The sequence below is a fragment of the Nocardioides bigeumensis genome, assembly GCF_039531755.1.
GTDB classification, from domain to species: Bacteria; Actinomycetota; Actinomycetes; order Propionibacteriales; family Nocardioidaceae; genus Nocardioides; species Nocardioides bigeumensis.
The window spans coordinates 923,835-948,096 of sequence record NZ_BAAAQQ010000013.1 but is presented as its reverse complement, the minus strand read 5'-3'; the positions used below and the strand labels follow the sequence as shown (position 1 = coordinate 948,096).

Sequence of the window (24,262 nt, the reverse complement as noted above, 5' to 3'; positions counted from 1 at the left end):
ATGCAAGTTTCTGAGGAAACGTTTTGCAACAAGTGGGGTCTGACTAGCCCCAGACTAGTTATCGCGAGGGGCTCACCAGCAAGGGTCGCTCGCTCAGGAAGACTCACCAGCAAGGGTCTCCTTGACACATGAATAGTGGAGGGATCACCAGCAATGAACTTCGCACGGCGCGCAACTATCGCTCTGGTTACCAGCATCCTGGCCGTCAGTGGCCTCGCTCTCACGGCGAGCCCGGCAGACGCCCGCGACACCGGATGGACCAAGACGGCCATCAAGTAACCGAGATCACCAGACTTAACGGACACAACTGAAGATCCCCTGAGACGGACGAGTACCGCACCCCCCCACCTTTGCGGACTCGGTAGCCATCCCCCCGGCGCGTCTCAGTTGCCCGAGGGCAGAGACATCGTCTCTGCCCTCGTGGCGATTTCGGAGGGGTTTCCCCCGTCGCGGATTCGGCGCTGCGCTCAAGCCCCGCGAGCCGCGGGACCCTCGTCGTCGTCCTCGTCCTCCTCGCCGGCCACGCCCAGGCGCCCCATGGTGTAGCCGAGCTGGAACCTGGTCTCGGCGTCGTACTCCACCTTGAGGTCGGAGATGTAGCCGGCATACGTGCGGGGGCTGACGCCGAGCCGCTTGGCGCTGGCCGGGTCCGCGTGTCCCTCGATGAGCATCCGGATGGTCATGGCCCGCTGCTCCTTGGCGACCTCGCGCATCAGCTTCTGCTCGCGGTTGATGTAGGGGCGGGCCCGCTCCCAGTGCCGCTCGAAGAGGTCGACGAGGTACTCCACGATCATCGGCTCGCGGATCGCCATGGCCAGCGGCCCCGACGAGCCGGGGATGATCGCGATCCGACGGTCGACCACGATCAAACGGTTGAAGAACTCGTCGAGGGTGCGCACCTCGGCCCCACGCCGCTCGACCGCGAGGACGTACTTGTGGGTGGCGGCCATCCGCCGGGCGGAGTGCTGATAGAGGGTGCGCATCTTGAGGCCACGATCGAGGGCGGCGATGTCGCGCTCTGCTGCTTTGGCCACAGCCGCGGCGGTCCGGGTCGCTTGCGGCTGAGCGGTCAGCAGCTCGGTCTCCGCGCCGGCCACCACGGAGACGATGTAGCTGTTGATCGTGTCGAGCCCGCGGAGCTCGGTCATCGGGCCGCGACTTGCCGCGGGGGAGCGCCGCCAGGCCTGCGCCAGCGCACCGAAGCTCTGCGCCCACTGGGCCGACTCGTTGATGAGCTCGGCGCCCTTCTGGCTCATCGGCGCGACGACGCGCGCCTGCACCGAGGCGGGGTCGACGGGGCGGTAGCGCTTGGCGTCCGGGTCGTGCAGCAGCAGGCCCAGCTCGAGGAGCAGGTCGAAGGCCGGCCGCACGTCGCTGCGCTTCTTCAGCCGTGGGTCGTCGGCCGCGATGCCGTCGGTCTCGACGGCCTCCTCGTACAGGTCAGCCGCCGCGTCGGAGAAGACCGCACGGTCCTCCGGGCTGAACTCGGACACGCGACCTCCTTCTGGCTGACGGGCTGCACACAACTGTGTCAGACGACGAAGGGTCCCACCCGGACATCCGGGCGAGACCCTTCGGGTCGCAGTGCGCGCGGCTCAGCCTCCGGAAGGCACGTCCAGACGGGCTCGGAGCCCGTCGAGCTCGGTCCACAGCACGGCCGGCAGGTCGTCGCCGAACTTCTCGAACCACTCCTGGATCTGGGGAAGCTCGGCCTGCCACTCCTCGGCGTCGACGGCCAGTGCGGCCTCCACCGCGTCGCGGGTCATGTCGAGCCCTTCCACGTCGAGGCTGTCGACCGTAGGGACGTAGCCGATGGGCGTCTCGACGGCGTCAGCCTGGCCCTCCATGCGCTCCACGACCCACTTGAGCACGCGGGAGTTCTCGCCGAACCCGGGCCACAGGAAGCCACCGTCTTCATCGCGGCGGAACCAGTTGACGTAGAAGATCTTCGGCAGCTTGGCCGCGTCGTTCTCCTTGCCGACGGTGATCCAGTGGTTGAAGTAGTGACCGGCGTTGTAGCCGATGAACGGCAGCATCGCCATCGGGTCTCGGCGCACCACCCCGACCTGGCCGACTGCGGCGGCGGTGGTCTCCGACGAGAGGGTGGCGCCGAGGAAGGTGCCGTGGGTCCAGTCGCGGGCCTCGAAGACCAGCGGCACCGTCGTTCGACGGCGCCCACCGAAGAGGATCGCGTCGATCGGGACGCCGCGTGGGTCGTCGTACTCCGCCGCGAGGATGTCGCACTGCTTGATCGGGGTGCAGTAGCGGCTGTTGGGGTGGCTCGACAGCTCCTCGCTGTCGGGCGTCCAGGGCTCGCCCTTCCACGACGTGGCCTTGGCCGGGGTGTTCTCCAGGCCCTCCCACCAGATGTCGCCGTCCTCGGTGAGCGCGACGTTGGTGAAGACCGAGTTGCCCTTGTCGATGGTGTCCATCGCGTTGGGGTTGGTCTTCTGGTTGGTGCCGGGCGCGACCCCGAAGAAGCCGTACTCCGGGTTGACCGCCCACAGGCGGCCGTCCTCGCCGACCCGCATCCAGGCGATGTCGTCGCCCAGGGTCTCGACCTTCCAGCCCGGGATGGTCGGTCGGAGCATGGCGAGGTTGGTCTTGCCGCACGCCGACGGGAAGGCCGCGGCGATGAACTTCACCACGCCCTGCGGGCTGGTGAGCTTGAGGATCAGCATGTGCTCGGCGAGCCAGCCCTCGTCGCGCGCCATCACGCTCGCGATGCGCAGGGCGTAGCACTTCTTGCCCAGCAACGCGTTGCCGCCGTAGCCCGAGCCGAACGACCAGATGGCCCGCTCCTCGGGGAACTGCACGATGTACTTGGTCTCGTTGCACGGCCAGGCGACGTCGGCCTGCCCCGGCTCGAGCGGCATGCCGACGGAGTGCAGCGCGGGCACCCACTGCGGGCTCTCGCCGGCGGCCTCGAGCTCCTCGATCCGCTTGAGCACGTGGGTGCCGGAGCGCGCCATCACCAGCATCGAGACCACGACGTACGCCGAGTCGGTGATCTCGACGCCGAACATCGGCTTCTCCGCCTCGAGGTGGCCCATCACGAACGGGACGACGTACATCGTCCGGCCGCGCATGCAGCCGTCGTAGAGACCCCGCATCAGGGTCTTCATCTCCTGCGGGTCCATCCAGTTGTTGGTGGGCCCGCAGTCCTTCTCGTCGACCGAGCAGATGTAGGTGCGGTCCTCGACCCGGGCGACGTCGATGGGGTCGGACGCGGCGTAGAAGGAGTTGGGCTTCAGCGCTGGGTTGAGCCGGGTGAAGGTGCCCGTCGCGACCAGCGCGTCGGTGAGCTCGGTCCACTCCTCGGGTGAGCCCGTCACCCACTGGACGCGCTCGGGCTTGGTCAGTGCGGCGGTCTCGGCGACGAACTCGGCGATGCCCGGGTGGGTCGTCGGTGACGGCCGGTCGCTGAGGTTGGCGCCCTCGACGGAGTCTCGGGTGTGCGTGTCGGCGGTCATGTGCGTCGTGGGTCCCTCTCGCGACGGGCGGTGCAGGGTTTCGCTCGGCGTCATTGCCGGTGCCGTGCTCGGTGACTTCGACCGGGGGACCGGCGGTGAGCGTGAGGCTCCGCCGTGCCCGGATTGCGCGAGGCTACCTGCGCAACTGCGGTCCACATATTGGATCGATCCAGGGTGTGTGGCCGGGATCACGTCGTGAGGACCGTCCCGCGCCCGCCCCTGCGATTTCGCCGCCCCTGACGGGGTCGGCTATCCTCGACCAGTCCTGCGCGGGTCGTTCACCGTCGTTCGCGGGGCCGAGCGCCTGTAGCTCAACGGATAGAGCATCTGACTACGGATCAGAAGGTTTGGGGTTCGAATCCCTACAGGCGCGCAGTGTGATCTCTCAAGAGATCCCGGACAGGCCGGACCCCGGATCGGGGTCCGGTTTTGTGTTTCTGGGTCTGGGGCCAGATGGGCGTCCGAGTGGTTGGTATTACGGCAGGCGCTGCTACCTGCGCCGCCACGCTTCGAGGAGGTCCTCTGGTCCGAGAACATGCAGGTCGGGCACCGTTCCCGCGGTGTAGCCGGACCGAGTGACTGCGACGAGCGGCGTCGTCCCGTCGGCGCCGGGCAACTGTCCGCGGTGCTTGAGCAGCTCGCCCAGGTCGTGGCCGTCGAAGGGCCGCTCGCCCTTCCACTTGATCGACCCCACCGCGTAGATCTGCTTCGCCACCTCGGGTCGGTCGGCGATGACCACGTCGATCTCGACGTCGTTGGTGCGCGTCCAGTACCCGCCGACGACCCCGGCGGCGGCCTTCGGCCCCAGCGGAAGGCGGAGCCTGTCCAGGGCCTCGTGGATGACCGGCTCGATCGCCCGACCACTCCACGACGACCAGCCCTCCCGGATGCGCTCGAGGACCTCCAGCCCTCCACCGCGTTCGATCCGCGGCATCTGGGGTTCGATGAACGACAGCCAGAACCGCAGGTAGGGGTCGGCGACCCGGTAGCGGGTCTCCGATGACTTCCTCGTCGACAGTGGGCGCACGGCGTCGACCATTCGCTTCTCGCCGAGGAGCTTCGTCGCCCGAGTCACCTGGGTGGCCTGGATGCCGGCCCGCTGGCCGATGGTCGTGAAAGTCCGTTCTCCGGCGCCGCCGATGGTCGAAAGCACCAGCCTGGCCTGCGCCTCGGTCGGGAATTCGGCAGCGAGCGCCCGCTCAGCCGAGACCAGGAGCGCCGACGTGGGCCGTTGGAGGGCCCACTCCAAGTACTCCCACATCGTCCAGCCGGGCTTCCACTCAGCGAGGATGAGCGGTAGACCGCCGCTGACGAGGTACGCGTCCATCGCCTCGGCCGCAGGCAGCTCGAGCATCTCGGCGACCTCGGCTGGCGAGAGCGGAGGAACGATCATCTCGGTCGCGCGCTGATGGAACGGGCGCCCGTAGTCGTTCAGCATCTCCATCATGGCCAGGTCCGACCCGATGCCGACCAGAAGCACCCGCTGGGGCGAGAGGAAACGGTCGAAGACCGTCTGCAGCGTCCCCTCGAAGCCTGGGTCCTTGTCGATGAGGTAGGGGAGATCGTCGATGACCACGATGCTCGCCCCGTCCTCGGGCAGCGCCGAGACGAGGAACCGCAGAGCCGTGTCCCAGGTCTCGAAGGTGACGCCCCTGAAGGAGTCTGCCTCGGGTAGGTCCGACGCAAGGACCTCAGCCACGAAGAGGCGAAGCTCTTCCTCCACCGTCCGTCCCGCCGCCGCGTAGAACAGGTGCGGCACATTCGCCCTCTGCACGAACTCCTCCACGAGGCGCGACTTCCCGACGCGGCGTCGGCCCCGGATGAGGATGGCGTGACCAGGCTTTCGGTCATTGCGCGTCTGGAGGCCCTCGAGGAGCTCGTCGAGCACGGCGAGCTGCTCGTTGCGGCCGATGAACATGGGTCTCCCCACTTGGCTCCGGAAGGAGTTTCACCGAAGTGACTAACAGAGATGATACTAACATCGACGTTAGTCACAAATGGCATGGTTGTCGGGCACGGTTCCTCACGCCCGACCAGTCCGCCCCCGGGGGTTCGCCTACCCGGGTCGTGCGACATCGCAGGGCTCTACCCGTCCACCTTCTGATCCCGGAGGCGGCGCAGGCCCGCGCACGTGCGCAGGTCCGCGCGCTCTCCGGCGACCACAGCACTCTCGTCGACCGGGAGCGGTCGGGGTAGGCCGTCGCTGCCGATCCTCAGGCGCAGCCAGTCGGCACGGACGACTAAGGCCCGTCCGGCTCGTTCCGCGGGCGGCCGGACGGTGAGGGTCAGGATCCCGGTTGCAGCGGTGGCGGGATTCTGGGTGTACCAGGCGAAGTTGCCCAGGCCGTAGGCGACGTAGGGGTCGCGGCCGCGAGCCTGAAGCAGGCCGTCCCCCTGGAGGACGTGGGCGTGGCTCCCGATGACGATGTCGGCGCCGGCCTCGGCCAGGTCCGCGGCGAGCTCGCGCTGCTCGACGCTGGGGCAGCGCTGGCCCTGGATGCCCCAGTGGGCGTAGATCACGACGACGTCGGCGCCTCTGTCGGCGCGACGGACCGCGCGCAGCAGCCGGGCGGGGTCCAGGGCGTCGGCCGTGCCTGCGGAGGTGGGGGTCGCCGCCCACTGTCCCGTGGGGTCGGCCGTCGGGTCGGCGCCGGCCACGGTCGTGCCGATGACGGCGACGGCGGTCCCGTGCACGTCGACCACGGCGGGGGCGAACGCCTCGGCGGCGTCCCGGCCGAGGCCGACGACCTGCAACGGAGGATCCGCGATGCGTGCCCGCGCGATCGCGGCGAAGGTGCCTCGCAGCGGCGCGCGACCGTGGTCGAGCGCGTGGTTGTTGGCCATCGACGCGATGTCGACGCCTGCGGCGGCGAGGGCGGCGAACGCCGACGGCGGGGCCTGGAAGGTGAACCGCTTCCCGGGCTCCGGCCGACCGCCGGACCCGACCGAGGTCTCGAGGTTGACCACGGCGAGGTCCGGCGCGATGAGCGCCTCGGCGACGGGGGCGAGAGCCGTGGCCGGGTCGTCCAGGCGGTCGCGGAGGACGCCCTCGAAGTGCACGTCGCCGGCGAGGGCAAGCTTGAAGGTCGAGGTCGGCGCGGTCTGGGGTGGCTCGGCCGACGACGACGGAGCGGGAGTGACGCTGCCTGTCGACGGGGTGATGGTCGACGCGGTCGGCGGCTCCGCGGCCGGCGTGCGGCCCGGATCGGCGCCTTCCGTCGTGCACGCGGCGAGGGTCAACGTGGCCAGGACGGCCACCGGGCCCATCGCGAGGAGCCGCATGCGGCGAGCGTAGTTGTGACCGCCGAGCGGGTGTGGCGTCCCACCGGCCTTGGCCGCTCAACGGACGCCACCGGAGCCTTCTGGACCGGGATGGTCGGGCAGGCGCAATTTAAGACTTTCGTACTAATCGAGACCCAGAACCCACAAATTCTGGCCACCGGTTCATTAACATTTTCCTCGTCGGTCGCGCCGCACCTAGGCGGACCGCGAGACGTGGCGAGGCACCGCACCCCGGGCGGGCCCGCTCGAGGTGGAGGACGCGATGGCGCAGGTCAGCAGACGCACGGTGGCGCGAGGTGCCGCGTGGGCGGCTCCGGCCGTGATGGTGAGCGTGGCGGCCCCGGCGTACGCCGCCGTCTCCTACATCGTGCCGCTGGCGACGCTCGCCGCCGGGACCAAGTGCCCGGGCAAGGGCAGCACGACGGGCGGCAACGTCTACTACTACAACCTGCCCCTCACGCTGACCTCCCCCGGAGGGCCCGGCTACTCCTTCCGGGGCGACAGCCTGATCGTCGGGGGCGTTGCCACGTCACCGGCCGAGCCGTTGACGTCCTCGATCCCCGCGTCGGGCGGCACGATGCTGGTGCGGTTCCTGACCGACAAGAGCCCCAGCAGCTACGACGTCACCGTCAACTACAGCGTCCTTCAGGGCACGACCGTGATGGGCACCTACTCGATCTCCCAGAACGCGGTGAAGTTCACTCCGTGGAAGACGGGCGACTACGGCTACTGCCCGTAGAGACCCGCCTGTCACCCTGGACAGGTGACCGATGACGAGGGGACGGTGTCCGGTCCCCGGATCGGCCCGGTGGACCGCGCCCAGCGGCGCTGGTCCGCGCTCGGGCTGCCGATCGCGGTGGTCTACAAGTACGTCGACGACCAGGCGACGTACTTGTCGGTGATCGTCACCTACTACGCGCTCTTCGCCATCTTCCCGCTGCTGCTGCTGGGCAGCTCGATCCTGGGCTTCGTGCTGCAGGGTGACCCCCAGCTGCAGCAGCGCGTGCTCGACTCGGCGTTGAGCCAGTTCCCCATCATCGGCGACCAGTTCCGCACGCCCGAGGGGCTGCGCGGCTCCACCTCCACCGTCGTGATCGCCACGATCGCCGCGCTGTACGGCGCCATCGGGCTCGGCTCGGCGGTGCAGAACGCGCTCAACATCGCGTGGGGGGTGCCGCGCAACAGCCGGCCCAATCCCTTCCTGCTGCGGTTGCGCAGCCTGCTCGTGGTCACCATCGGCGGCCTCTCGATCCTGGGGCTGACCACGCTGTCGGTGCTGGTCAGCAGCACCAGCGTGATCGGGGCGTTCGAGGCGTCCCCGCTGCGGTGGCTGGCCCGGCTGGCGAGCGTCCTGGTCGTCGCCGCCTTCCTCGCCGTGCTGCACCGGCTCGGCGCCGCCCGCGCACCTGGGACGCGCAAGGCCCTGCCGGGCGCGCTGCTCACCGCCACCCTCTGGCACCTGCTGCAGGTCGGCGGGGCGATCTATGTCGGCCGGGTCCTCGCCAACGCCTCTGCCCTGAACCAGACGTTCGGCGTCGTGCTCGGTCTGATGGCGCTGCTCTTCCTCGCCTCGGTCATGGGACTGCTTGGCGTCGAGCTCAACGTCGTCCTCGAGCGGCGGCTGTGGCCTCGTGCGCTGCTGACGCCGTTCACCGACGCCGTCCAGCTCACCGACGCCGACCGGCGGGCCTACACGGCGTACGCCCAGGCGCAGCGCCACAAGGGCTTCGAGACAGTGAACGTCGACTTCGGTGACCGGGACGAGTGAGTCCCGGCCCTGACGACCCTGACAACATGGCGGTCATGACCTACGACGTGGCGGCAGTGCGCAAGGAGTTCCCGGCGCTGGTGGAGGGTCCCTCGGCCGGGCTCGCCAGGTTCGACGGACCGGGTGGGTCGCTGACGCCCGCGTCGGTCGCGGACGCGGTGGCCACCGCGATGCGGTCGGGGCTGTGCCAGCGAGGAAGTCTGACCGCCCCCGATCGGCTGGCCGACGAGATCACGCTGGGTGCGCGGGCGGCGATGGCGCGCTTCACCGGTCTGGGTGACCCGCGCGGCATCGTGTTCGGCCGATCGATGACGGCCATCACGATGGACGTCGCGCGGATCCTCGCTCGCGAGTGGGGCCCTGGCGACGAGATCGTGCTGACTCGGCTCGACCACGACGGCGACGTCCGCCCCTGGGTGATCGCGGCCGAGCGGGCAGGGGCCACCGTGCGCTGGCTCGGCTTCGACACCACCACCTGCGAGCTCGACGACATCGCCCCGCTCCTCTCGGAGCGGACCCGGCTGGTCGCGGTGACCGCGGCGTCCAACCTGCTCGGGACGCGACCGGACCTCCCGGCGATCTCAGCGGCGGCCCACGCGGTCGACGCGCTCATGTATGTCGATGCCGTGCACCTCGCCCCGCACGCCCCGCTCGACTTCCACGGCTTCGGCGCCGACTTCCTGGTCTGCTCTCCCTACAAGTTCTTCGGCCCGCACCTGGGCGTGCTCGCCTCGACCCCCGAGCGTCTCGAGTCGATGCACCCGGACAAGCTGCTGCCCTCGACGAACGTCGTCCCGGAGCGGTTCGAGCTCGGGACGCTGCCCTACGAGCTGCTCGCCGGAGTGCGCGCGGCCGTCGAGGTCGCCGAGTCGCTCGGCATGTCAGCGGTCGAGTCGCACGAGCGCGCGCTGATGGCGCGGCTGCTCGAAGGTCTCGGCGCTCTGGAGCGCGTGACCGTGCACGGCCGCCCGGCGCGGCGTACGCCGACGGCGCTGCTCACCTTCGACGGCATCGACGCGCACGAGGTCAGCGCCAGCCTGGCCGAGCGCGGCGTGGTCGCGCCCGCCGACAACTTCTACGCGTTGGAGGCGTCGCGCCACCTCGGGCTCGGTGACGAGGGCGGCATGCGCGTCGGGCTGTCGGCGTACACCGACGAGACCGACGTCGACCGGTTGCTCGTGGCGCTGGGGGACGCGCTCAGTCGCTGAGCTCCTCGAAGAGCGTCAGCTGCAACCCGGCGGGGGCCGCGAGCCGGGCGTTGACGGAGTCCCACGGCGTCCGCGTGGGCTCCGCGATGACGTCGGCACCGGCCTGCGCCAGCCTCTTCGTGGTGGCGTCGGCGTCGACCACCTCGAAGGCCAGGCGGATGTGCGGGCTCACCCGCCTGCCCACCTCCACGTCGTCGATCAGGGCGACCTGCGCCGGGTTGGACAGCTCGAGGGTGGCCCGTCCGGCGTGCAGGATGAGCACGTGCGCCCCGCCCTCGCTCTCGAGGTCGAGCTCGACCTCGAGGCCGAGCTCGTCGCGGTAGAACTGCGCGGCCTGCTCGAAGTCCTCGGCCTCCACGACCACGCGCAGCTGTCGAACCTGTCCCTGGCCCTCGCTCATGTCGGGAGCGTAGGCCGATGTCGAGGAGCCGGGTACCCGTGGACTTCGGGCAGGAGCGTGGCGCAAGGTGTCCCTATGCGCCTCTCCGTGAGCCGGCTCCTGACTGCTGCCGCATCCGTCCTGCTCGCCGTCCCCCTGCTCGCCGCGCCCGCGACGGCGGCACCCAAGGGGAACCCGCCGGGCAAGCCCGTCACGGTGATGACCCGCAACCTCTACCTCGGAGCCAACATCAACAGGCCCGTCGAGGCCGCGTTGGTCGCGCAGGCGCAGGGCAAGACGCTCCCAGAGATCGTGGCCGCGTTGGCCACCGCGACCCACGTGACGCGGGGGATCGTCGACGAGACCGACTTCGGCGTGCGCGCCGGCCTGCTCGCCGACGAGATCGTCGCGGCCGCGCCCGACCTGGTGGGCCTGCAGGAGGTCGCGCTCTGGCGGTCCGGTCCGCTCCAGCTCGACCGCGTCGGTGAGCTCGACGCGCAGACGGTCGACTACGACTTCCTCCAGATGCTGCTCGACGAGCTGGCCGCGCGCGGGGCGTCGTACGCCGCCGTCAGCGTCGGCGACCGAGCCGACGTCGAGGCGCCGTCCTTCGGCATCAACCCGAGCACTGGAGCACTGGTCCAGCCTCGCGACGTGCGCCTGACGATGCGCGACGTGATCCTCGCGCGCACCGACAACGGGCTCCGCGTGACCGGTGAGGGCGACCGGGTGTTCGCGCACAACCTGGCCGTCACCGTGGCCGGCAAGCAGATGCGGTTCGACCGCGGCTTCCAGTGGGTCGACGTGCGGCTCGGAGCCGAGCGGTTCCGCTTCGTGAACAGCCACTTCGAGGCGTTCTCTTCGGACCTCGCGCTCGCCCAGGCCTCGGAGCTCGTCGGCGCCCTGCCCGACGACCGGACCGTGGTCTTCGTCTGCGACTGCAACACCGACCCGCTCAACGGCTCGACCAAGCCGACCGACACGGTGCCGCACAACGCGCCGTACGACCTGCTCGTCGGCGCCGGCGGTCTCACCGACCAGTGGCTCGAGTGGGCGCCGGCCTCCGAGGGGTGGACCTCAGGGCTGTCCGAGCGGGTGAAGGACACCAGCGCCGCCAGGTTCGACCACCGCATCGACCTGGTCCTGGCGCGGACCGCCTCCGGCGACGGGCTCGGCGTCGACCGCGGCCAGGTGGTCGGCGACCAGCTGTCCGACCGCGACCCCGCCACCGGCCTGTGGCCCTCCGACCACGCCGGTGTGGTGCTGCGCCTGCGCGGGCTGTGAGCGACGGGGTTCCTGCCGGCTCCGCTGTTGATGGACCAACCACGCACGACAGCGCACCCAGCACTCGGACGGACGTACGCCGCCGGGCGCGGCGTTGCCTAGGCTGATCCCCTCAAGCCCCGTCTCGACCCCCGCGCCCACCACCACGCCACCAAGGGAGCCCGCCCGTGTTCTCGAAAGTTCTCGTGGCCAACCGCGGCGAGATCGCCATCAGGGCCTTCCGGGCGGCCTTCGAGCTCGGCGCGCGGACAGTGGCGATCTTCCCCTACGAGGACCGCTGGTCCGAGCACCGGCTCAAGGCCGACGAGGCCTATCAGATCGGCGATCGCGGTCACCCGGTCCGGGCCTACCTCGACGCCGACGCGATCGTGGCAGTCGCCGTCCGAGCGGGCGTCGACGCGATCTACCCCGGCTACGGCTTCCTGAGCGAGAACCCCAAGCTCGCGGAGGCATGCGCCAACGCCGGCATCACCTTCATCGGACCGTCCGCAGACGTGCTCACCCTGACCGGCAACAAGGCCCGCGCGATCGCCGCCGCGAAGGCTGCCGGCGTGCCGACCCTGGCCAGCGTCGCGCCGGGCACCGACGCCGACGCGCTGATCGCCTCGGCGGCCGCGATGCCCTACCCGCTCTTCGTGAAGGCCGTGGCGGGCGGCGGTGGCCGCGGCATGCGGAAGGTCGACGAGCCGGGAGCTCTCCGCGAGGCCGTCGAGACCTGCATGCGCGAGGCGGAGGCGGCCTTCGGAGACCCCACCGTCTTCATCGAGCAGGCCGTCGTCGACCCCCGCCACATCGAGGTGCAGATCCTCGCCGACGGCACCGGCGCCGGTCCTGACGAGGGCGTCCTCCACCTCTTCGAGCGGGACTGCTCGGTGCAGCGTCGGCACCAGAAGGTCGTCGAGATCGCGCCCGCGCCCAACCTGGACCCCGCGCTCCGCGACCGCATGTGCGCCGACGCGGTGCGCTTCGCCAAGGAGATCGGCTACAAGAACGCCGGCACCGTCGAGTTCCTGCTCGACCCCGCCGGCAACTACGTCTTCATCGAGATGAACCCGCGCATCCAGGTCGAGCACACCGTGACCGAGGAGGTCACCGACGTCGACCTCGTGCAGTCGCAGATGCGCATCGCGTCCGGCGAGACGCTGGCCGACCTCGGTCTCAGCCAGGACGCGATCCAGCTGCGGGGCGCCGCCCTGCAGTGCCGCATCACCACCGAGGACCCCGCCAACGGGTTCCGTCCCGACACGGGCCGGATCACGACGTACCGCTCTCCCGGCGGGGCCGGCGTCCGCCTCGACGGCGGCACGACGTACACCGGCGCCGAGGTCAGCGCCCACTTCGATTCGATGCTGGCCAAGCTCACCTGCCGCGGGCGGACGTTCCCGATCGCGGTCGCGCGCGCCCGGCGGGCGGTGGCGGAGTTCCGGATCCGTGGCGTCTCCACCAACATCGCGTTCCTGGCGGCGGTCCTCGACGACCCCGACTTCGCCGCGGGCAACGTCACCACGTCGTTCATCGAGACCCACCCGCAGCTGCTGACCGCGCGCTCGTCCGGCGACCGGGGCACCAAGCTGCTCAGCTATCTCGCCGACGTCACCGTCAACCAGCCGCACGGGCCCGCGCCGGTCAGCCTCGACCCCGTCTCCAAGCTCCCGCCGCTCGAGCTCAGCGACCCCGTGCCCGACGGCTCACGCCAGCAGCTCCTCGAGCTCGGGCCGGTGGCCTTCGCCCGCGCGCTGCGCGAGCGCACCGACGTCGCCGTCACCGACACGACCTTCCGCGACGCCCACCAGTCGCTGCTCGCCACCCGCGTCCGCACCCGTGACCTGCTCGGGGTCGCCGGACACGTGGCGCGCACGACGCCCCAGCTGTGGTCGCTCGAGGCGTGGGGCGGGGCGACGTACGACGTCGCGCTGAGGTTCTTGTCCGAGGACCCGTGGGAGCGGCTGGCGGCGCTGCGCCAAGCGGTGCCGAACATCTGCCTGCAGATGCTGCTGCGTGGCCGCAACACGGTGGGCTACACGCCGTACCCCAACCAGGTCACCGACGCCTTCGTCGCCGAGGCCGCACAGACCGGCATCGACGTCTTCCGGATCTTCGACGCGCTCAACGACGTCAACCAGATGCGCCCTGCCATCGACGCCGTACGGGCCACCGGTACGTCGGTCGCGGAGGTCGCCCTCTGCTACACCGGCGACCTCTCCGACCCGGGCGAGACGCTCTACACGCTCGACTACTACCTCGCCCTCGCCGAGCGCATCGTCCACGCCGGTGCCGACGTGCTGGCCATCAAGGACATGGCGGGCCTGCTGCGGGCGCCTGCTGCCCGCCGCCTGGTCAGCGCGCTGCGCGAGAACTTCGACCTGCCGGTGCACCTGCACACCCACGACACCCCGGGTGGTCAGCTCGCGACCCTGCTCGCCGCCATCGACGCAGGGGTCGACGCCGTCGACGCCGCGACCGCGTCCATGGCCGGAACAACGTCGCAGCCGGCCCTGTCGGCCCTCGTCGCCGCGACCGACCACTCCGACCGCGAGACCGGGCTCGACCTCGAGGCGGTCTGCGCGCTCGAGCCCTACTGGGAGGCGACGCGTCGCGTGTACGCACCCTTCGAGTCCGGGCTCGCGTCGCCGACCGGCCGGGTCTACACCCACGAGATCCCCGGCGGGCAGCTGTCCAACCTGCGCCAGCAGGCGATCGCGCTGGGCCTCGGCGAGAAGTTCGAGCAGATCGAGGACATGTACGCCGCCGCCAACGACATCCTCGGCAACGTCGTGAAGGTGACGCCGTCGTCCAAGGTCGTCGGCGACCTGGCCCTGCACCTCGTCGCGGTCGGCGCCGACCCGGCCGAGTTCGCCGACAACCCTGGCAAGTTCGACATCCCCGACTCGGTCATCGGCTTCCTCAACGGCGAGCTCGGGGACCCGCCCGGGGGTTGGCCGGAGCCGTTCCGCACCAAGGCCCTCGAGGGCCGCTCGTGGAAGAAGCCCGTCGCGGTCCTGACCGACGACCAGGAGGCAGGGCTGCGCGACGACAGGCGCGCGACCCTCAACACCTTGCTCTTCCCCGGGCCCACGCGGGAGTTCCTGGAGTCTCGCGAGACGTATGGCGACGTCTCGGTGCTCGCCACCCTCGACTACCTCTACGGCCTGCGGGCCGGCGCCGAGCACACCGTCACCCTCGGCGAGGGCGTCACCCTCCTGCTCGGCCTCGACGCCGTCAGCGAGCCCGACGAGCGCGGTTTCCGCACCGTGATGTGCACCATCAACGGCCAGCTGCGGCCGCTCAGCGTCCGCGACCGGAGCGTCGCGTCCGCGGTGGCGACGGCCGAGAAGGCCGACCCCTCCGACGTGGGCCAGGTCGCCGCGCCCTTCCAGGGCACCGTCACCGTGGTGGTCGAGAAGGGCCAGCAGGTCGCGGCCGGCGACACCGTCGCGACGATCGAGGCGATGAAGATGGAGGCCTCGATCACCACGCCCGTCGCCGGCACGGTCGAGCGGGTCGCGCTCACCGCCGTACAACCGGTCGACGGTGGGGACCTGGTCGTCGTCGTCCGCGGGTGACGCCGCGGCGCGGACGCTCAGGTCCCGCTACAGCGACTCGAGCGCACCCGGCGCGGCGTTACCGAATCGGCCGTTCGCCGTACGATGTCGCCCGTGCCCGCTGCCAGCGCCACTCGCCAGGGTCGTCGCGATCCCGCAGACAAGCACGGTCAGCGGCGCGACCAGCTGGCCGAGTCGGCGCTGACGACCCTCGGTGAGCTGGGCTACGCGCGCACGAGCCTGCGTGAGATCGCGCAGAACTCCGAGTTCTCCCACGGCGTCGTGCACTACTACTTCGCCAACAAGGTCGAGCTGATCGTCTACTGCGTGCGCCACTACAAGGCCCGGTGCGTGACGCGGTACGACGCCATCGTCGAGGAGTCGACGACCGCAGAAGGGTTGGCCGACGCCTTCGCGGACAAGCTCGTGGAGACGCTGACCGACGAGGCGCCGATGCATCGGCTCTGGTACGACCTGCGCACCCAGTCCATGTTCGAGCCCGAGCTGCGCGAGGCGGTCCTGGAGATCGACGACACTCTCGAGCAGATGGTGTGGCGGGTGGTGTCGCGCTATGCCGAGCTCGCCGGCGGCGAGCTGGCGTACGACCCCGGCACGACGTACGCCGTCCTCGACGGCATCTTCGAGAAGGCCCTGCTCGGCCACATCGTCGGTGACGAGACCGCGCTCTCGACCATCCATCAGCGTGCGCGCACGCTGATGCCGACGCTGCTCGCCTGACAGCGGCCAACGTCGGCGGTCCCGCCTAGGGTGAGCCGCGATGACACTCCACCTGCACCGCGCGCCGCGCAACGACGTGCTCGCCGACGCGTTGGGCGTGATGCTGTCGACGCCGTTGGACGACCCGTTCGCCCAGGAGCTCGTGCTGGTGCCGGCCAAGGGCGTCGAGCGGTGGTTGAGCCAGCGGCTCTCCCACGTGCTGGGTGCCGGCTCTGCGGGTGACGGGGTGTGCGCGGGCGTCGAGTTCCGCAACCCGCGCTCCCTGGTGGCCGAGCTCACCGGGACGACCGACGAGGACCCTTGGGCTCCCGACGCGCTGGCCTGGCCGCTGCTGCAGACCCTCGACGCCAGTCTCGACGAGCCGTGGGCAGGAAGCCTGGCGGCTCACCTGGGGCATCGGCTCGAGGGTGACGAGGCCGAGCTGCGGCGGGGGCGTCGCTACTCCGTCGCCAGGCGGCTGGCGGGCCTCTTCGCTTCGTACGCCGCGCAGCGCCCGCGCGTGCTGGCCGACTGGTCCGAGGGCCATGCGACCGACGGCGCCGGCGCAGACCTGGATCCCGATCTGGCGTGGCAACCGCCTCTGTGGCGAGCCCTGGCCGAGCGGGTGGCGGCGCCCACCCCCCTCGCGCGGCACACCGCGGCCGTCACCCGGCTTCGAGAGGGGCCGGCCGAGCTGCCACCGCGCGTCTCCCTCTTCGGGCACACCCGGCTGTCGGTGACCGACCTCGACCTGCTCGGCGCGCTGTCCACCCACCACGACCTGCACGTGTGGCTGCCCCATCCGAGCGACCCGCAGTGGCAGGCGGCGTCGGGGCTGGTCGGCGCCGTCCCTCGGCGGGAGGACGTCGGACACCGGCTCGTCGGACACCCGCTGCTCGCCACCCTCGGCCGCGACCTGCGCGAGCTGCAGCGGGGCCTCGGCACCCTGTCCGCGCGGGACCACCACCATCGCGGCCCGACCCCGCCTGCGACGCTGCTCGGGTGGTTGCAGGACGACCTGCGCGCCGACGCGTTGCGGCCGGAGGGGCGGGTGCTGGCGCCCGGCGACCGGTCGGTCCAGGTGCACAGCTGCCACGGCGCGGCCCGGCAGGTCGACGTCGTCCGCGAGGTGCTGCTCGGCCTGCTTCAGGACGACCCGACGCTGGAGCCCCGCGACATCCTCGTGATGTGCCCCGACATCGAGACCTACGCGCCCCTGATCACCGCGGGGTTCGGGCTCGGTGACGTGGTCGAAGGTGGTCACCCCGCTCACCGGTTGCGGGTCCGCCTCGCCGACCGCGCGCTCACCCAGACCAACCCGCTCCTCTCGGTGGCGGCCGCGCTCCTCGACCTGGCGGGCGGCCGCGCGCCGGCGAGCCAGGTGCTCGACCTCGCCCAGGCCGAGCCGGTGCGGCGCCGGTTCGGGTTCAGCGACGACGACCTCGACGCCGTCACCGACTGGGTGCGCGAGGCCGGGGTGCGGTGGGGGTTCGACCGTGCCCACCGCCAGCCCTACGGGCTGGAGGGGATCGTCCACAACACCTGGGAGTTCGGCGTCGACCGGGTGCTCGCCGGGGTCGCGGTGTCCGACGACGCCCGCGCCTGGCTGGGCACGACGCTCCCTCTCGACGACGTGGGCAGCAACCGGGTCGACCTGGCCGGCCGCCTGGCGGAGTACGTCGACCGGCTGGCCGCCGTCTGTGGTCGGCTGACCGGCACCCACCCGCTGCGGTCCTGGATCGGCGCGCTGCGCGAGGGGGTGGCCGTGCTGACCGACGTCGACCGTGACGACCAGTGGCAGGTGGCGCAGGTGCAGCGCGAGCTGGCGCACGTGCTCACCGACGCAGGCGACCGTGCGGACCTGCCGATGCGGCTCCCCGACGTGCGCGCGCTCCTGGCCGACCACCTGGCGGGCCGCCCCACGCGGGCCAACTTCCGCACAGGCACGCTCACGGTCTGCACGATGGTGCCGATGCGCTCGGTGCCACACCGGGTCGTCTGCCTGGTCGGGCTCGACGACGGCATCTTCCCCCGGGTGGGCCTCGCCGACGGCGACGACGTGCTGGCGCGGCAGCCGCTGACCGGTGAGCGCGACATCCGCTCCGAGGACCGGCAGCTGCTCCTCGACGCGATCGGCGCCGCGACCGAGACGCTCGTCATCACTTACACCGGCGCCGACGAGCACTCGGGTCAGGCTCGGCCGCCCGCGGTGCCTCTGGGCGAGATCCTCGACGCCCTCGACCTCACCACCTCCGCGCCGGTGCGCGAGCGCGTCGTCGTACGCCACCCGCTCCAGCCGTTCGACGTCCGCAACGTGACGCCGGGTGCCCTCGGCAGCGACGGGCCGTTCACCTTCGACCCCACCCTGCTGCCCGCTGCCGAGGCCGTGGCCAGGTCGCGACCGCGTCGACCCGACTTCCTCGCCGAGCGCCTGGCCGCTCCGCCGCCGGCGGACGTGTCCCTCGACGAGCTCGTCGCCTTCTTCAAGGACCCCGTGAAGGGCTTCTTCCGGGCGCTCGACATCACCCTCCCGTGGGAGGTCGACGGCGTCTCCGACGCCATGCCGGTCGAGATCGACCAGCTCGAGGCCTGGGGCGTGGGCGACCGGATGCTGGCGGACATGCTCCGGATGGTCCATCCCGACCAGGCGCTCGAGCTCGAGTGGCGCCGCGGCGCGCTGCCGCCTGGGCAGCTCGGCTGGCGCAAGGCGCAGCAGGTCCGCGAGCAGGCGATGGCGCTCGCGATGGCGGCGCTGACGCACCGGCAGGTCGCGCCCGCGACCTACGACGTCGACGTGGACCTGGGCGGTGGGCGCCGGCTGACCGGCACTGTCGGCCCGGTCTACGCCGATCGGCTGGTGTCGGTCGGCTACTCCAGGCTCGACGGCAAGCACCTGATCGAGGCCTGGCTCAGGCTGCTCGCCCTCGGCGCCGGCCGCCCCGACCACAACTGGACCGCCCTGGTCATCGGCCGCCCGCCGCGCGGGGCCTCGGCCGCGCAGCGGCTGATCGGGCCTGCCGACCAGGCGCCCGACGTGCTGCTGCGCGACCTCGTGGCGGTCTACGACGCAGGCCGTCGCGAGCCGCTGCCCCTGCCCGTGAAGACCTCGTTCGCGTGGGCGTCCGCGCGACACATCGGGGACGACCCGCTGCCGGCGGCCGAGAAGCGCTGGCGCAGCGGCCGCTACCCGGGCGAGGACGCCGACCCCGCGCAGGTGCGGGTGTGGGGCCAGCACGCCCCGCTGTCGGTGTTGCTCGGCACCCCCCGGCCCGACGAGAAGGTCGAGGGCGAGTCGACGCGCCTCGGCGCCTGGGCGGCCCGGGTGTGGCTGCCGTTGCTGCGCTGCGAGCGGGGAGCCCTGTGAACGGCGCTGCGAGTGGGCCGGTGAGCAGCCTGCAGTCCTTCGACCTGCTCGGCGCGTTGCCCACGACAGCCAGCACGACCGTGCTGGAGGCCAGCGCCGGCACCGGCAAGACCTACGCGCTCGCCGGGCTGGTGACCCGCTTCGTCGCGGAGGGCGCCGCGCGGCTGGACGAGATGCTCCTCATCACCTTCGGTCGGGCAGCGAGCCAGGAGCTGCGCGAGCGGGTGCGCGACCAGCTCGTGGCGGCAGCGCGGGTCCTCGACGACCCGTCCGACCCTGCCAGGGCTGGTGACGACGAGCTCCTGCGCCACCTCGCCAACGGCACCGAGGCCGAGCTGACCGAGCGGCGACACCGCGTCCGCGACGCGCTGGCGGGCTTCGACGCCGCCACCATCGCGACGACCCACCAGTTCTGCCGGTTGGTGCTGGCCTCCCTCGGCGTCGCCGGTGACTCCGACTCGGGCGTCACCCTCGTGGAGAGCCTCGACGAGCTGGTGGCCGAGGTCGTCGACGACCTCTACCTCCGCCGCTTCGGCCACGACCGCGACGCCCCGGTGCTGACGCGCGACGCCGCCCTGGTCCTGGCCCGCGAGGTGGTGGCCAACCCCCACACGACGCTGACTCCCGAGGAGCCCGAGCCCGGCACGACGGCCGCCGTGCGCGTCGGCTTCGCCCGTGACGTGCTGACCGAGCTCGAGCGGCGCAAGCGCCGACTCGGGGTGCTCGGCTACGACGACCTGCTGACCCGGCTGGCGGCCGCGCTCGCCGTCCCCGACTCGCCGGCGGCCGACCGGATGCGCCGGCGCTGGCGCGTGGTGATGGTCGACGAGTTCCAGGACACCGACCCGGTGCAGTGGCAGGTGGTGGAGCACGCGTTCGTCGGCCACGCGACCGTCGTCCTGATCGGCGACCCCAAGCAGGCGATCTATGCGTTCCGGGGCGGCGACATCGCCACCTACCTCCGCGCCCGCGAGGCCGCCACCAGCCGGCAGACCCTCGACACCAACCGGCGCAGCGACAAGCCGCTGGTCGACCGCCTCCAGGTCGTGATGCGCGGCGCCGCGCTCGGCCACGAGGACATCGTCGTCCGCCCCATCGAGGCGCACCGGCAGGAGCACCGCCTGGCCGGTGGCCCGCAGACGCACCCCTTCCGCCTGCGCGTCGTGACCCGCGAGAAGTTCGGCCTCTCCGGCACCCGCACGATCCAGATGGACGTGGCCCGCGAGCACATCGCCCGCGACCTCGCGGCCGACATCCGCAGGCTGCTGGCCGGCGACGCGACGTACGACGGCCGCCCGGTGGGCGCAGGCGACATCGCCGTGATCGTCGAGGCGCACCGCGACGCGCGGGTGTGTCGCGACGCGCTCGCCGACGCGGGCATCCCGGCGGTCTACACCGGTGACACCGACGTCTTCGCCTCGGTCGCGGCCGGCGACTGGTTGCGCCTCCTCGAGGCGTTCGAGCAGCCGCACCGCAGCGGGCTGGTGCGCGCGGCCGCGACGACGATGTTCTTCGGCGAGACCGCCCAGAGCATCGCCGAGGGGGGCGACGAGCTCACCGACCGGATCGCCGACACCCTGCGGGTCTGGTCCGACCATGCCCGCGAGCGTGGCCTGGCCGCCGTCTTCGAGGCCGCCCAGGTCGCCGGGCTGGGTCGGCGGATCCTCGGCTGGCAGGGCGGCGAACGCCACCTCACCGACCTCGCCCACGTGGCCCAGGTGCTGCACGAGACGGCACAGCGCGAGCGGCTCGGTCAACCGGCCATCCTCGACTGGCTGCGGGTCCAGTGCAGCGACAAGCGCCGCACGACCGAGCGCAACCGTCGTCTCGACTCCGACGCGGCGGCGGTCCAGGTGATGACCGTGTGGGTGAGCAAGGGGCTGCAGTACCCCATCGTCTATCTCCCCTTCGCCTTCAACCGCAACATCCCCGAGCGCGACAACCTGCTCTTCCACCGCGACCTCGTGACCGCGGGGGAGCGCTGCCTCGACATCGGCGGCAAGGGTCGGGCCGGCTTCCGTGAGATCGAGGCCCTGGCCCGCAGCGAGGTCGCCGGCGACGACATCCGGCTCACCTACGTCGCGCTGACCCGCGCGCAGTCGCAGGTCGTGGCCTGGTGGGCCCCGACCTGGGACGAGCCCAACGGCGGGCTGTCCCGGCTGTTGCGCGGCCGGGTGCGTGACGCGGCGGCGGTCCCCGACCGGTGCGAGCCGAAGGTCACCGACCTCGAGGCGCTGGCGGTGTTCCGGCGTTGGGAGGCCGAGGGCGGACCGGTCGTCGAGGAGTCGGCCGTTCTCGGCGCGGACGCGCCCTTGGCGGTGGCGTCGCCGCAAGGGTTGGGCGTACGACGGTTCGCGCGGCCGATCGACGTGACCTGGACGCGCACGTCCTACTCCGGACTGGTCCGCGCCGCCGAGCCGAGCATCGGCACGTCGAGCGAGCCCGAGGACACCCCGCTCGACGACGAGGCGACCGACCTGGCCCTCGGCGAACCGTCCGCCGATGCGGCCACCGGATCGTCGTCAGCAGACGGCGACCTGGTCTCGCCGATGACCGACCTCCCCTCGAGCGCGACCTTCGGGTCGCTCGTCCACGCGGTTCTCGAGGGGGCCGACCCGCACGCCGGCGACCTGCTCGCCGAGCTCACCCGGCACGTCACCGACCAGCTGCCGTGGTGGCCCGTCGACGCCTCCGCCGACGCGATCGCCGAGGCGCTGGTGCCCCTGCACCACACGCCGCTCGGACCGTTCGCTGCGGGGCTCACGCTCGGTGACATCGGGTTCGGCGACCGGCTGCGCGAGCTCGACTTCGAGATCCCGCTCGCCGGCGGCGACGTCCGATCGGGGACCGACGTCACGCTGGCCGACGTTGGCCGGCTGCTCGTCACCCACCTCGACGCCGCTGACCCCTTCCGTGCCTACGCCGACCGGCTGCTCGAGCCCGGTTTGGGTGACCAGCCGCTGCGGGGCTACCTGACCGGCTCCATCGACGTGGTGCTCCGCGTCCCTGACCCGGACCAGCGGGGCGACAGCCGCTATCTCGTCGTCGACTACAAGACCAACCATCTCGGCGAGCAGGGCCAGCCGCTGACCACGGCGCACTACTCGCCTGACCGCATGGTCGAGTCGATGCTGCACTCCGACTATCCCCTTCAGGCCCTCCTCTATGCCGCGGTCGTGCACCGCTACCTGCGCTGGCGCCAGCCCGGCTACGACCCCGCCCGCCACCTCGCCGGCGTGCTCTACCTCTACCTCCGCGGCATGTGCGGTCCTGACACCCCGCTCACCGACGGACACCCGGCGGGCGTGCTCGGCTGGCGGCCGCCAGCCGCGCTGGTGGTCGCGCTGTCCGACCTGCTCGACGGAAGGCTCGCGACATGACGGCCTTGGGCGTGGACGACCCGCACGACGCCCGGCTCGCCCTGGGAGCGACCGGGCTGCTCGCAGACTTCAACGCGGCAGGCGTCCTCGAGGCCGCCGACGTGCACGTGGCTCGACGGCTGACGTCGCTGGCCGGCGACGACGACGAGCGGGTCGCGCTCGCGGTCGCGGTAGCCGCCCGCGCCGTACGCGCCGGCTCCGTGTGCGTGGACCTCCACACCGTGGCCGGCGACACCGGGGCCGAGGAGCTGGCCTGGCCGAGTGGCCCCGAGTGGGTCGAGGCGGTGACGGCCAGCGCGCTCGCGGGAGAGCCCCGCGTGCTGCGGATCGAGGGCGGGCGGATGCTCTACCTCGACCGTTACTGGCGTGAGGAGCAACAGGTCTGCGCCGACCTGCTGGGCCGGCCGCCGTTGCCCGCGTTGAGCACCGACGCGAGCGCCACCCTCGACGCGGGGCTGGCTCGGGTCTTCCCGCACGAGGGGTACGACGAGCAGCGGGCAGCCGCGGCGATCGCGCTCTCCCAGCGCACCACCGTCCTCACGGGCGGCCCAGGCACCGGCAAGACCACCACGGTCGCGGCGCTGCTGGCGCTGCTGGCCGAGCAGACCCAGGTCGCGGGCGACCCGCCGTTGCGGATCGCGCTGGCCGCGCCGACGGGCAAGGCGGCGGCGCGCCTGCACCAGGCGGTGCGTGACGAGGTCGAGCGGCTTCCCTCCGTCGACCGCGACCGGCTCGGCGATCTCCGGTCGGTGACGCTGCACCGGCTGCTGGGCTCGCGGCCCGACTCCTCCACGAGGTTCCGGCACCACCGCGACAACCGACTGCCGCACGACGTGGTCGTCGTCGACGAGACCTCGATGGTCTCGCTGACGATGATGGCCCGGCTGTTGGAGGCGGTGCGGCCGGAGAGCCGGCTCATCCTCGTGGGCGACCCCGACCAGCTGACCTCGGTCGAGGCCGGGGCCGTGCTGGCCGACCTGGTCGAGGGTCTGGGCGCTCGGTCCGACACGCGGATCGCGGCGCTGTCCACCTCGCACCGCTTCGGCGAGTCGATCCGCACGCTCGCGGCAGCCGTGCGCCGCGGCGACGCCGATGCCGTGATCGACCTGCTCCGGGCAGGCGGTGAGCACGTCGTCCTCGTCGAGGACGCCGATCCCGTTCCCCACCTGCGCGAGGCCCTGCTGCCGCGGATGCTCGCGCTGCGCGGTGCCGCCGAGCAGGGCGACGCCCCGACCGCGCTGCGGCTGCTCGATGGCCACCGGCTGCTCTGCGCCCACCGCGACGGCAGCCGCGGCGTCCACCACTGGAACCGCCTGTCCGAGCGCTGGATCAGCGAGGAGACCGGGGTCGGGATCTGGTCGGCGTGGTACCCCGGACGCCCTGTGCTGGTCACCGCCAACGACTACGGCCTGGGCCTCTACAACGGTGATGCCGGTGTCGCCGTACGCCGGGGCGCCGGGCTGCGGGCGGCCCTCGAGGCGACCTCGGGCCCCGTCGAGGTCGCCCCCGGCCGACTCGGCGACGTCGAGACGATGCACGCGATGACCATCCACAAGAGCCAGGGCAGCCAGGCCGACGAGGTGACGGTGCTGATGCCGCCGGAGGACTCCCGGCTGCTGACCCGCGAGCTCTTCTACACCGCGATCACCCGGGCACGTGGCCTGGTGCGGGTGGTCGGCACCGAGGCCGAGGTCCGCGCGGCCGTCGAGCGCCGCGCCGTACGCGCGTCCGGCCTGCGGCAGCGCCTTCAGGACGCCCCCTAGAGGACGCCTGGCTCGCGGTGGCCTTCGACCCATCGACGGCGGGCACGTGCTCCCGTACTGTGCCCTGGGTCACTTCTCGGTTTGATCAACCGATCAGTCAAA

General features: G+C 71.8%; 14 protein-coding genes and 1 tRNA gene. 10 read left to right on the top strand and 5 right to left on the bottom strand.

Annotation, left to right across the window (positions count from 1 at the left end; translation table 11 throughout):
- Positions 1-467: 467 nt before the first annotated feature.
- On the bottom strand, positions 468-1,493 hold the full coding sequence (locus tag ABD295_RS18725; protein ID WP_344305329.1) for a TrmB family transcriptional regulator: 1,026 nt from the start codon (positions 1,491-1,493) through the stop codon (positions 468-470).
- A gap of 102 nt (positions 1,494-1,595) precedes the next feature.
- Complete coding sequence (locus ABD295_RS18720) at positions 1,596-3,473, bottom strand: phosphoenolpyruvate carboxykinase (GTP) (protein WP_344305328.1); 1,878 nt, start codon at positions 3,471-3,473, stop codon at positions 1,596-1,598.
- Positions 3,474-3,773: 300 nt separating this feature from the next.
- On the opposite strand from ABD295_RS18720, the gene ABD295_RS18715 reads away from it, so the two are divergent.
- Positions 3,774-3,846: transfer RNA gene (locus ABD295_RS18715), tRNA-Arg, on the top strand.
- Positions 3,847-3,963: 117 nt separating this feature from the next.
- Here ABD295_RS18715 and ABD295_RS18710 read toward each other — a convergent pair.
- Positions 3,964-5,391 (bottom strand): ATP-binding protein, encoded by a 1,428-nt coding sequence (locus ABD295_RS18710; RefSeq protein WP_344305327.1) that lies wholly within the window; start codon positions 5,389-5,391, stop codon positions 3,964-3,966.
- A 167-nt stretch (positions 5,392-5,558) separates the two neighbouring features.
- The gene (locus tag ABD295_RS18705) at positions 5,559-6,755 is read right to left on the bottom strand and encodes a CapA family protein (RefSeq protein ID WP_344305326.1); all 1,197 of its coding nucleotides are present in this window, start codon (positions 6,753-6,755) and stop codon (positions 5,559-5,561) included.
- Between the two features lie 262 nt (positions 6,756-7,017).
- Here ABD295_RS18705 and ABD295_RS18700 point away from each other — a divergent pair, with 262 nt between their 5' ends.
- Genes ABD295_RS18700 through ABD295_RS18690 form a run of 3 tightly spaced genes read left to right on the top strand, consistent with a single transcriptional unit; the run spans position 7,018 to position 9,731 of the window.
- A complete protein-coding gene (locus tag ABD295_RS18700) occupies positions 7,018-7,494 on the top strand; it encodes a hypothetical protein (protein WP_344305325.1) in 477 nt (158 codons plus the stop codon).
- 24 nt (positions 7,495-7,518) lie between these two features.
- The gene (locus tag ABD295_RS18695) at positions 7,519-8,523 is read left to right on the top strand and encodes a YihY/virulence factor BrkB family protein (RefSeq protein WP_344305324.1); all 1,005 of its coding nucleotides are present in this window, start codon (positions 7,519-7,521) and stop codon (positions 8,521-8,523) included.
- Positions 8,524-8,549: 26 nt separating this feature from the next.
- Positions 8,550-9,731, top strand: coding sequence for a cysteine desulfurase-like protein (locus ABD295_RS18690; RefSeq protein WP_344305323.1), 1,182 nt, complete (start codon positions 8,550-8,552; stop codon positions 9,729-9,731).
- On the opposite strand, the gene ABD295_RS18685 is transcribed toward ABD295_RS18690, so the two are convergent.
- Positions 9,721-10,131: a VOC family protein gene (locus ABD295_RS18685; RefSeq protein WP_344305322.1), complete on the bottom strand. Its 411-nt coding sequence runs from the start codon at positions 10,129-10,131 to the stop codon at positions 9,721-9,723. The genes ABD295_RS18690 and ABD295_RS18685 overlap by 11 nt on opposite strands.
- A gap of 75 nt (positions 10,132-10,206) precedes the next feature.
- Here ABD295_RS18685 and ABD295_RS18680 point away from each other — a divergent pair, with 75 nt between their 5' ends.
- The 6 genes from ABD295_RS18680 (at position 10,207) to recD (ending at position 24,160) form a co-directional block, all read left to right on the top strand.
- Positions 10,207-11,394: an exonuclease/endonuclease/phosphatase family protein gene (locus ABD295_RS18680; protein WP_344305321.1), complete on the top strand. Its 1,188-nt coding sequence runs from the start codon at positions 10,207-10,209 to the stop codon at positions 11,392-11,394.
- A 167-nt stretch (positions 11,395-11,561) separates the two neighbouring features.
- Complete coding sequence (locus tag ABD295_RS18675) at positions 11,562-14,957, top strand: pyruvate carboxylase (protein WP_344305320.1); 3,396 nt, start codon at positions 11,562-11,564, stop codon at positions 14,955-14,957.
- A gap of 93 nt (positions 14,958-15,050) precedes the next feature.
- Positions 15,051-15,674, top strand: a complete 624-nt coding sequence (locus tag ABD295_RS18670) for a TetR/AcrR family transcriptional regulator (protein WP_344305319.1) — start codon at positions 15,051-15,053, stop codon at positions 15,672-15,674.
- A 40-nt stretch (positions 15,675-15,714) separates the two neighbouring features.
- Entirely contained in the window at positions 15,715-19,017 is a 3,303-nt protein-coding gene (gene recC / locus ABD295_RS18665; RefSeq protein ID WP_344305318.1) for an exodeoxyribonuclease V subunit gamma, read from the top strand.
- Between the two features lie 20 nt (positions 19,018-19,037).
- Positions 19,038-22,397 (top strand): UvrD-helicase domain-containing protein, encoded by a 3,360-nt coding sequence (locus ABD295_RS18660; protein ID WP_344305317.1) that lies wholly within the window; start codon positions 19,038-19,040, stop codon positions 22,395-22,397.
- Positions 22,394-24,160 carry an exodeoxyribonuclease V subunit alpha gene (gene recD, locus ABD295_RS18655; protein ID WP_344305316.1) on the top strand — a complete coding sequence of 589 codons (1,767 nt, stop codon included), beginning with the start codon at positions 22,394-22,396 and terminating at the stop codon, positions 24,158-24,160. The genes ABD295_RS18660 and recD overlap by 4 nt, the downstream gene beginning before the upstream one ends.
- The last annotated feature ends 102 nt before the right edge of the window (positions 24,161-24,262 follow it).